This is a genomic window from Robertmurraya sp. DFI.2.37 (genome assembly GCF_029211245.1).
In the GTDB taxonomy this organism is placed as follows: domain Bacteria; phylum Bacillota; class Bacilli; order Bacillales; family Cytobacillaceae; genus Robertmurraya; species Robertmurraya methanolica_A.
In genome coordinates this window covers 55916-64407 of sequence record NZ_JARGEJ010000023.1, presented here as the reverse complement: position 1 = coordinate 64407, position 8492 = coordinate 55916, and the positions used below count along the sequence as shown (strand labels likewise).

General features: G+C 37.9%; 9 protein-coding genes and 1 pseudogene. 5 read left to right on the top strand and 5 right to left on the bottom strand.

Features of this window, described 5'->3' with window-relative positions:
• Positions 1-102, bottom strand: a 102-nt coding sequence (locus PZE06_RS13790; RefSeq protein WP_275791699.1) for a DUF1657 domain-containing protein, incomplete at its 3' end; no start/stop codon positions are given.
• Positions 103-1250: 1148 nt separating this feature from the next.
• Here PZE06_RS13790 and PZE06_RS13785 point away from each other — a divergent pair.
• From PZE06_RS13785 to PZE06_RS13775, 3 genes are all read left to right on the top strand, one after another.
• Complete coding sequence (locus tag PZE06_RS13785) at positions 1251-1454, top strand: hypothetical protein (protein WP_150916114.1); 204 nt, start codon at positions 1251-1253, stop codon at positions 1452-1454.
• Between the two features lie 134 nt (positions 1455-1588).
• Positions 1589-2080 carry a molybdopterin-dependent oxidoreductase gene (locus PZE06_RS13780; RefSeq protein WP_041846742.1) on the top strand — a complete coding sequence of 164 codons (492 nt, stop codon included), beginning with the start codon at positions 1589-1591 and terminating at the stop codon, positions 2078-2080.
• A 10-nt stretch (positions 2081-2090) separates the two neighbouring features.
• Positions 2091-2441: a LysM peptidoglycan-binding domain-containing protein gene (locus PZE06_RS13775; RefSeq protein WP_041902304.1), complete on the top strand. Its 351-nt coding sequence runs from the start codon at positions 2091-2093 to the stop codon at positions 2439-2441.
• A gap of 64 nt (positions 2442-2505) precedes the next feature.
• Here PZE06_RS13775 and PZE06_RS13770 read toward each other — a convergent pair.
• Both PZE06_RS13770 and PZE06_RS13765 read right to left on the bottom strand, forming a co-directional pair.
• Positions 2506-3701 (bottom strand): IS3 family transposase gene (locus tag PZE06_RS13770; protein WP_099098581.1). Its coding sequence is split into 2 segments (ribosomal slippage): positions 2506-3395 and positions 3395-3701, totalling 1197 coding nucleotides; the frame shifts between segments, so codons are not numbered across the junction.
• 150 nt (positions 3702-3851) lie between these two features.
• Positions 3852-5357: a phospholipase D-like domain-containing protein gene (locus PZE06_RS13765; protein WP_150916116.1), complete on the bottom strand. Its 1506-nt coding sequence runs from the start codon at positions 5355-5357 to the stop codon at positions 3852-3854.
• Between the two features lie 248 nt (positions 5358-5605).
• On the opposite strand from PZE06_RS13765, the gene PZE06_RS13760 reads away from it, so the two are divergent.
• Positions 5606-6028 (top strand): CBO0543 family protein, encoded by a 423-nt coding sequence (locus tag PZE06_RS13760; protein ID WP_275791698.1) that lies wholly within the window; start codon positions 5606-5608, stop codon positions 6026-6028.
• Between the two features lie 221 nt (positions 6029-6249).
• Here the strand turns inward: PZE06_RS13760 and PZE06_RS13755 are convergent.
• Positions 6250-6689 (bottom strand): annotated as a pseudogene (locus PZE06_RS13755) (cell wall hydrolase).
• An 85-nt stretch (positions 6690-6774) separates the two neighbouring features.
• Positions 6775-7080, bottom strand: a complete 306-nt coding sequence (locus PZE06_RS13750) for a hypothetical protein (RefSeq protein WP_191963230.1) — start codon at positions 7078-7080, stop codon at positions 6775-6777.
• Between the two features lie 128 nt (positions 7081-7208).
• Between PZE06_RS13750 and PZE06_RS13745 the strand changes: the two genes are divergently transcribed.
• Entirely contained in the window at positions 7209-8390 is a 1182-nt protein-coding gene (locus tag PZE06_RS13745; RefSeq protein ID WP_150916118.1) for a site-specific integrase, read from the top strand.
• Positions 8391-8492: the final 102 nt, after the last annotated feature.

Genomic DNA, 8492 nt, shown 5'->3' with positions numbered 1-8492 from the left:
CTTTGCCTGTTGATTATCTGTACCAAGAGCAAATGTTTCGAAACTTGCTTGTGCACTTTTTAAGCCTGCTAGAGCTGTCTTAACATCATTTATTACTGTCATGATGAATCCTCCTTGAATTTTTTTTTGACCTTTTTAGATTACCTGAATCAGAATTTTCTTCTTTGGCAAATTCTTTTCGGGAATATAGACCTAAAATTACTTTTGGCGAATAGCACGATTTTTTCTGTAGTAACCTCGTTTCCAGATCCCCATCAGTTCTTCTATTTGGTGACGATTATAGGATTGCGATGAATCATCTTTTTGGATAATGTGTCTCATCTCAAATTTTTTTCACCGTTCCCTTTAGTGAACATCATTAAACATAGATGTTGCCTCTGCTTTGCTTTAATTTGGTTAGTAATCCATTTGATTTGCCATGCCATTCCTCCCGTTTATGATTTAGTACAAAAGTATTATTCTTCGAATAAAATGTTTTATTATCAATTCTAAAAAATTTTCCTATCCCCGGTATCAACCTCAGTATTTATTTATAATTCATTATAGGTATACAACGTTTTAATTTCCTTCTGCCTTCATAGTTCTTTTTTTACCGTGTATCTCTTTCATTTTAAATTAGGGATATTAACCCAAGAATAAAAATAGGTAAATGCATATTCTGGATTAAAAATGAAATGAAGGTGCTTTTCATGAATCCAGAACCGCAATATGATTACAATTTATCTCAGGAAAATAATCAGGTTGAAAATTTAGACCAAAGGATTTGGGGTATAAGGCCATTTTTCTTTAGGCCCTTTTTTAGGCCATTCCCCTTTAGACCCTTCTTTTGGGGACCTTATTAGGCTAACCCATTTCTAAGCGGATTATTAGGCGGTTTATTAGGTGGACTAATAGTGTTGTTAAGCCCTTAGATTTAAATGATCTAAGGGTTTTTCGTAGCCATTAAAAGGGATACATCAAATTTTTACGGCTACTCCGACTTAAAAAAAATTACCTAACTTCTCACATTTAATGGAGGAAAGTGGTTCCATCTAAAGTATATTCCTCAAATGATTGGGAAATTTAGTAAAGAATGTGAGCGCTGCCCGCGAGCATTGCAATTATTTATGAAAGAGAGGAAATTTATTGTTACAACTGAAGGAGTTATATTCAGATCTTCAAAACCAAACTGAAAAAGCAATAAAGGAAATTGAAAATTCTGATCACCCGATTGCGATTTTGCTTCAAACTATTTGAGAGAGCAACTGGAAATGATTAAAAAAATAATGCAAGAGCTTTCAAATGATGGGGCCGAACTAAAGAACATGTCAGAATTTCTGTCTATTATTTATCATGATAATGAAATAGCCCACCCTACATTTCGAGCATGGAAAAGAGCAGTTGAATGGATGAATCTTCCGTACCTGGAATCAGCAAGAAATGCCGTTATTCCAGGAGATAAAGACCAACCTTGAACACTCAGCTGCTGAATTGGAAAGGATTTATGGGGCTAAGCAAACAAAATATATCATTCCATCTTTTTACATATCTGCCCTTCGCTAACAGCATAATCTTTTTTCTCAAAACTACTATCCAAGGAGGAAGTTCAATGTCCTGGGAAACGGAAAGAACCGATATAAATATGTACAGCCAGGGAGATATTGATAAGTGGGTGTACAGTACCTGTAATATATGCTCAATCGGCTGCGGCTGCTATATAGCCGTGAAAGATGAGAAGATAGTCGGAATCAAGGGAAACAGTGCCCACCCCATTAACAGAGGCAGACTTGGCCCCAAAGGGGAAAATCAGTGGTATGCCAATAACAGCCCTGATCGCCTGTTAACTCCCATGATCCGTGATTCTTCCGGAAAGTTGGTTCCTGCAACATGGGATGAGGCGATGAATTTAATGGTAAAAAAAGCGACCGATTCTCTAAAACAGAGAGGGTCAAATAGCGATTCAACCGGACAAGGTCTCTTAGAGGATTACTATACAATCGCAAAGTTCCGCAGGGCCGGCTTGCAAACTCATTTACTAGATGCCAATACTCGGCTTTGTACAGCTACCACCGAATTCTGCTTACTACAATCGTTTTGCTAGAATTGGCAATGTGGTACAAAAAGGACTAGTATTTGTTCCCTTTCATTTTGGCAGTTGGGAAAGACGGGAAGCCGCAAATGAGTTAACAGCGGATTTTACCGATCCACTATCCAAACAGCCAACATTTAAGCAATCAGCATGTAAAATCGAAAAGTTGCGTACCCAGCATACCGTAACTGAAGAAGATACTTTACAATCGCTGGCTAATCAATATGGCATATCCGTTGAACATCTACAGAAAGCCAACGCATTCATTTCACCCTACGATATTCAAATTGGAAAGATCCTTGAGATACCGGCATCAACCATTAATGTACCAATACCACCGTATTTACCAGAGTTAAAGAATGGCTCGTTTTAAACATAATTGTTCAAATAGGCCCTCAGTTGGTCTTACCCCTGTCAAGTAGACAGCCTAAAAAAGACTAAGCTGCCAGTGTGATTCGGTATTCAACCGGAGCACACTGGTTTAGTTTTTTCTGGAATCTTTTAAAGTTATAAAGATATATGTATTCTTCGATTACTTGAATTAATTCTTTTTCTGTTTTAAACTGTGAGCGATACAACTTCTCTGTCTTGAGATGGGAGAAGAACGATTCAATACAGGCGTTATCAAGACAGTTTCCTTTGCGAGAGTGACTGCCTTGAATTCCTAAATTCTTCAATCTTTTGTTGTATTGTTTAGACGTGTATTGGAAGCCTTGATCTGAATGTAGGATCGCTCCGTACACGTCTCTTTTTTGTATTAATTGATCAAGTGTTTTAAGAACTAGGTCCAGGTCATTCCTCTTTGAAATTTCCCAGGCTAAAACCTCATTATTATAGAGATCTAGAATAACTGAAAGATAATAAAATGAATCACCGACTTGAATGTACGTGATGTCGGTAACATATTTTTGATCAGGCTTTACAGCCTTAAAGTTACGATTTAATAAATTGGAATAAATAACCGAAGGTTTTTTACCAAAGAATGGACGTTTCTTTCTAATTTCAGCTTGAATATTCAATTCCTTCATCAACCGATATACTTTTTTATGATTTATACGAAATCCTTCTTCTTTTAGGGCCACTTCCATACGAGGATAACCGTAAAAAGGGTATGTAAAGTGTATAGCCATTATATGTGATTCCAAAATCCTTTGTTTCGTTTGCTTATCTTCTCTAATGGATCTCGATTTAAGCCACTTATAATACCCTGACCTTGAAACTTGTGCAATCTCAATTAACCAAGTGATGGGATAGCTACCCCTTAATTCATTTATTAATTCAAATCGTCTTGATTTTTGAATCATCCCTCCCCGTGTAGATTTGGATACCGCTTTTTTAGGTATTCAACTTGAGCTTTATAATAATCTCTTTCTTCTTCAATACTTTTAAAGCTCTTTTTTGGTCGTCCCTTAAGTGGATTAGATTCTGTATTACTGCTAGTACGCCCTCTTAAATCTTCAAAGGACTCATTATTATCAAACTTCTTTACCCAACTTTTTAATTGAGTTGAGCTTCGAAGACCTAGTTCTTTCGTTAACGTTTTATAACTTTTGTTTCCTTCCTTATACAGTTTTACAGCATTTCCCTTAAATTCTTCTGTATATATTTGATTTGACCTTCCTGTTTTCCCCATAAAAAATCCCTTCCAAGTTAAGTGTAACACCATCTTTTAAAATGGTCTTTTTACACTGTCTACTTGTAGGGGATAATATCAAGTTTTAGATTACCTTAGGGCTTTTTTGAAAGTGTTTTATAGTAGAAAACCTTCTTCAGATGTTGATGGCTATAGCAACGGAAAAAGGAGACGGGCACCCCGCTGCATTAAACGCTGTGAAGGATAGCGCTGCTTTAAATCCTCCATTTTCAAAGGGACAGAATCATTTAAATCCTGTTCAAATTGCTGTGTAAGTTCTTTTGCCACGTCTTTACTGTAAAAAAATTCACTCACTTCGTAATTTAAGCGAAAACTTCTCATATCGTAGTTTGCTGCTCCTACTTCCGCAATTTCCCCATCGATAACCATTGTCTTCGCGTGGAGCATTCCTTTGTTATATAAGTAGATATGAACCCCCGCTTCCAACAACTCCCCATAATAAGTAAAGCTTGCACGGTCTACGATTTTTTGATCGACTTCCCGGGGAACCAGCAATCTTACACGTACTTCACGTGCCACTGCCGTCTTTAGTCCCATAATGATATCTTGATCTGGCACAAAGTAGGGTGTAGTGATATCAATGGTTTTTGTGGCTTGTGTTATTCCAATAAAGTAGGCTTCCCTAATAAAAGGCGTAGGAATCCCAGGATTACCTTCAACTGTTTGTACATAGGCTTGGTTCATTTTCTCACTGCCCGGATCTTTATGCGCGTGTGCTTCTTGAATAGTTGCCAACTCGTTGCTCCATTCTGCCATCATGGTAAATGGTTTTGGTAAGCTGGTTGTAGCAGGGATTGGGGAACCATTTTTTCCTGGCTTTGTTTTGATTCTGAATACTGACTTTATTTGTTCTGGCGAAGCGATATTCCAATGGTGTTCGAAGATATTTTTCAAATCAGATGATGCTTCACCAGCTATTCTTACATGAGTATCACGCCAGAACCCTGCATTTGGCTTTAATCCCGCATATTCATCCCCAATATTAATCCCGCCGGTAAAAGCTTCCCTACCGTCGATTAGGGCGATCTTGCAATGATCTCGATTATTCAGGGCTGAAAATATCCAAGGGGGACGTAAAGGAAAAATGGTCCTGAACTCGATCCCCGCATCCATCATCCGGGAAATCTCAGTTCTGGATAATTTCCGGCTCCCCCAACCGTCCCTAATAAAGCGGATGTGCACACCGTCCATTGATCGTTCGATCAGCAGGTCCGTCATACGCCTTCCAATTTGGTCGGCTTTATATATGTAATATTCCAGGTCAATCGTTTTTTTGGCGTTCTTTATAGATTCCATAAATCTTTCATACGTTTTCATTCCATTTATTAGCACTTGTATTTGACCAGACCTTAATCCTCCCACGCTCATGTGGTTCAATGCTTGTGCGATTACTTTTGCTGAGTGGCTATACGAATCAGGCAATTTTTCTGATTTGTTAGAAGTAGAGGCCGGCTTTTGACCACCATTCATACGTATGGGATTAGATGTAATCAGATAGAGCCCAAAACCAATCACAGGGAATATTAAACTAATGGCTATCCAATTTAACGCCACTGCTGGTCGCCGAACCTCACGAATAGCCATAATGATCATAAAACCAGTATTTAATAAGTATAGTCCAAAAATCCATACCAATAGAAAAGCCCCTTCCTTTTTTCTCTTTTAAAATGTACAAATGCTAACCCGTTTATAAGTATCTTGAAAAAAAATTAGCGGCAAAAGAAAAAAGTTGTATGGGTCGCCAGATCCGTGAGAAAATAGCAAAGTCCCACTTAAGGAATACATTATCCCCAAAAGGCTAAAATAATTTAGTAATATTAATATTCTCTATTGAGGTGATTATAGTAAGCACTCGCCATGAAAATGTTGAGAAAGTCCGATTGTTGGAAGACAAATTATTTGAGATGGATGCGACGGGGTGGTTGGAGTATGAATTTTTGACATGGGAATGGTGGCTGTTGTTGTCCTTCTTCATTTCACCTTGGATTTTGTGGATATACACAAAGAAACGAGAATGGCTAGTAGAATCCATACTGTTTGGAGTTATTGTCATGGTGATCACAATTTTATTGGACACAATAGGGTTGCAATTTTCATTTTGGGAATATCCTATTGAATTTCTGCCCGTAATTCCAAGTGCATTTCCGTTTGATGTTTCGTTGGTACCTGTTGCCTATATGTTGCTTTTCCAATATAACCGAACATGGAAATCATTTATTTCAGCCCAAATTGTCATGGCTTTTGTATATGCTTTTATCGGGGAACCCTTATGCAATTGGATTAACCTTGTTTGTTATATTAAATGAAATTACATGTACTCCTTCTTATATTACATTCTTATTGGACTTGGAATTAGAGCACTTATTTTAAAATGGGTTTCTGTTTCAAAGTCGTGAAAAAAAAGGTGCCAGGCACCTTTTTTCGTCATAAAATATCAGCAACTAATTTTACAATCAAAAAAGACGGGCCGAAGCAACCGAGATTTTTCGGATTTATCGACAGACTAAAGCTTACTCAAAGAGTAAGCTTAACCTCTATAAACATCATCACATGTTCCAGGTTTTGGTTCATAAAAACAATGTTCTTTAAATTGACCAGAATGAGGTTGACCATACCATGTTGGAGGGCATGGACCATGAGGATTAAAATACCAAAGAGCATATTTTGCTGGGTGTTCTCTCCAATAATCCAAATTTTTTTTGCCAATCTTTTTTCAGAAGTTCTTGCTCTTTGATAAAATACATTCCCTTTTTGAACTGCTTCAAAGGAAAAATTTCCTCCTTGCACTTGAAAAATAACTTGCTTAACGGTTCTTAAACCTTTAAAGTCTAAACATTCTGCTACAACTCGATTCACAATTACATTTCCAACATATAACATTCCCTGTTTTCCTTCTCCTTCGGCTTCTGCTCTCATCATCCTTGCCATTAAGGCAACATCTGAACTTCGGTAATTTACTCTTGGCATTTTTCTACCCCCAAATATAGTATGAAAAAAAGCCTACATTCATGTCATTATTCATATTATTATGAATGCTTAGTTTTTACCTTAGTTAAACCGGCAAGCTAATAGTATGTAATTGGTCCGTACAATTATATTGCAAACTATAAAGATAATACTGGGAAATATTTCGTGGATCCCCCTTAACGGCATCCCGAAACATATTAGTAAATGTTTTAAATGTATTTGAATTCCCCCATGATACGGCCAATCCTAGCAGATGTTTCGCTTTAGCTTTAGACAGCAGCCTAGCGATAGCAATCCTTTTTTCATTATAAAAATCACGAACCTCGGACATTCCACTAATAATCACCCCGCCTAGAGCCCGATCTTTATGAGACAGCAAAAATTCCAACACTACCGAACCACCCGTCGAATATCCGCAGATTACCGCCTTTTCAATACTAAGATGAGATAAGAGTATCTTCATATGGAAACATTTTAAGCAAGGCACATAACAGAATACTAAGTAAAGGATTTGGGGAAATGGCATCTTATTCACGTTACACCACAAAATCGGGTGAAAAGCTATGGATGGTTCAGCTTTCAATCGGGAAAGACCCAAAAACGGGAAAGTATCGTTCCACGACAAGGAGGGGATTCAAAACCAAGCGTGAAGCAATGGAAGCAGCACGCCTAATCCAGAATGAGGTTGAGGAAGGAAAGTTCATACAAAAAGAGTATTTTACCTTCGAGGAAGTCTACGATATGTGGATGAAGGAACAGGAAAAGAAATTGAAGATTTCCTCCCTTGCAAACAAGCGTTCAAAATTCAATAAGCATATCCTGCCGAATTTCAGTAAGCTATACATCGATCAGATTACGTCCGAACAATGCCAGGCATTCATTGATGAACTCTCTACGAAAATGAAATCTTTTAAAGATTACGGGAACCAGATGGATTTATTATTCCGTTACTCCAAACGGAAAAAAATCATCAAGGAAAATCCAATGGACTATGTAGCCTACCCGTACTATGAGGATGAATATTCGTCAAAGGAGGAAGATACAGGCGTGGAGTTTTGGGAAAAAGAAACCGTTAATACTTTCCTTACTCGGGCTGAACAGGAGCTTTCTTTCCGGGTATTTGCGATGTTCCGGACTTTCTTATATACCGGCATTCGGAAAGGTGAACTGTCCGCGTTGCTTGAAAGTGACTTATGTCAAGATAAAAAGGAACTGTCCATCAATAAAACGCTTGTATGGATCAACGGAGATTATCAGCTGCTTCAACCGAAAACGAAAAACTCATTCCGGAAGATTGGGCTGGATGATGAAACTTTTAATGTATTGGTTAAACTCATTGAATTGAACCGGCGCTTACGTGAGGAACACGGGAATCCAAATATCGAACCTTTCTTGTTTCCAAGACCGTCTGACCTGAAACCGATGCGGAGTGCATACCCGAATGAAACGCTGCATTCAACCTGTAAAAGATTTAAGATAAAAAATATTAAAGTACACGGTTTAAGGCACACACACGCCTCTATGCTGTTTGCAGCTGGTGCAAGGATGAAAGACATTCAGAAACGGTTGGGCCATTCGAGGATTAGTACAACGATGGATATTTACACGCATATTTCGGAAAAAGCAGATGGAGAACTTAGCAAAAAATTGGTGAGTTTTCTAAATAACGAAGATAATGAAAATCAAGACGAGAGGATCTGAAATTTTTTCATGAATAATTCCAGTCAGATTCCAGTCACGGGGCCATATTCAAGCAAAATAAAAGGCCCATTTGGGAACCTCTTGAAAAGTCCAAATGGGCCA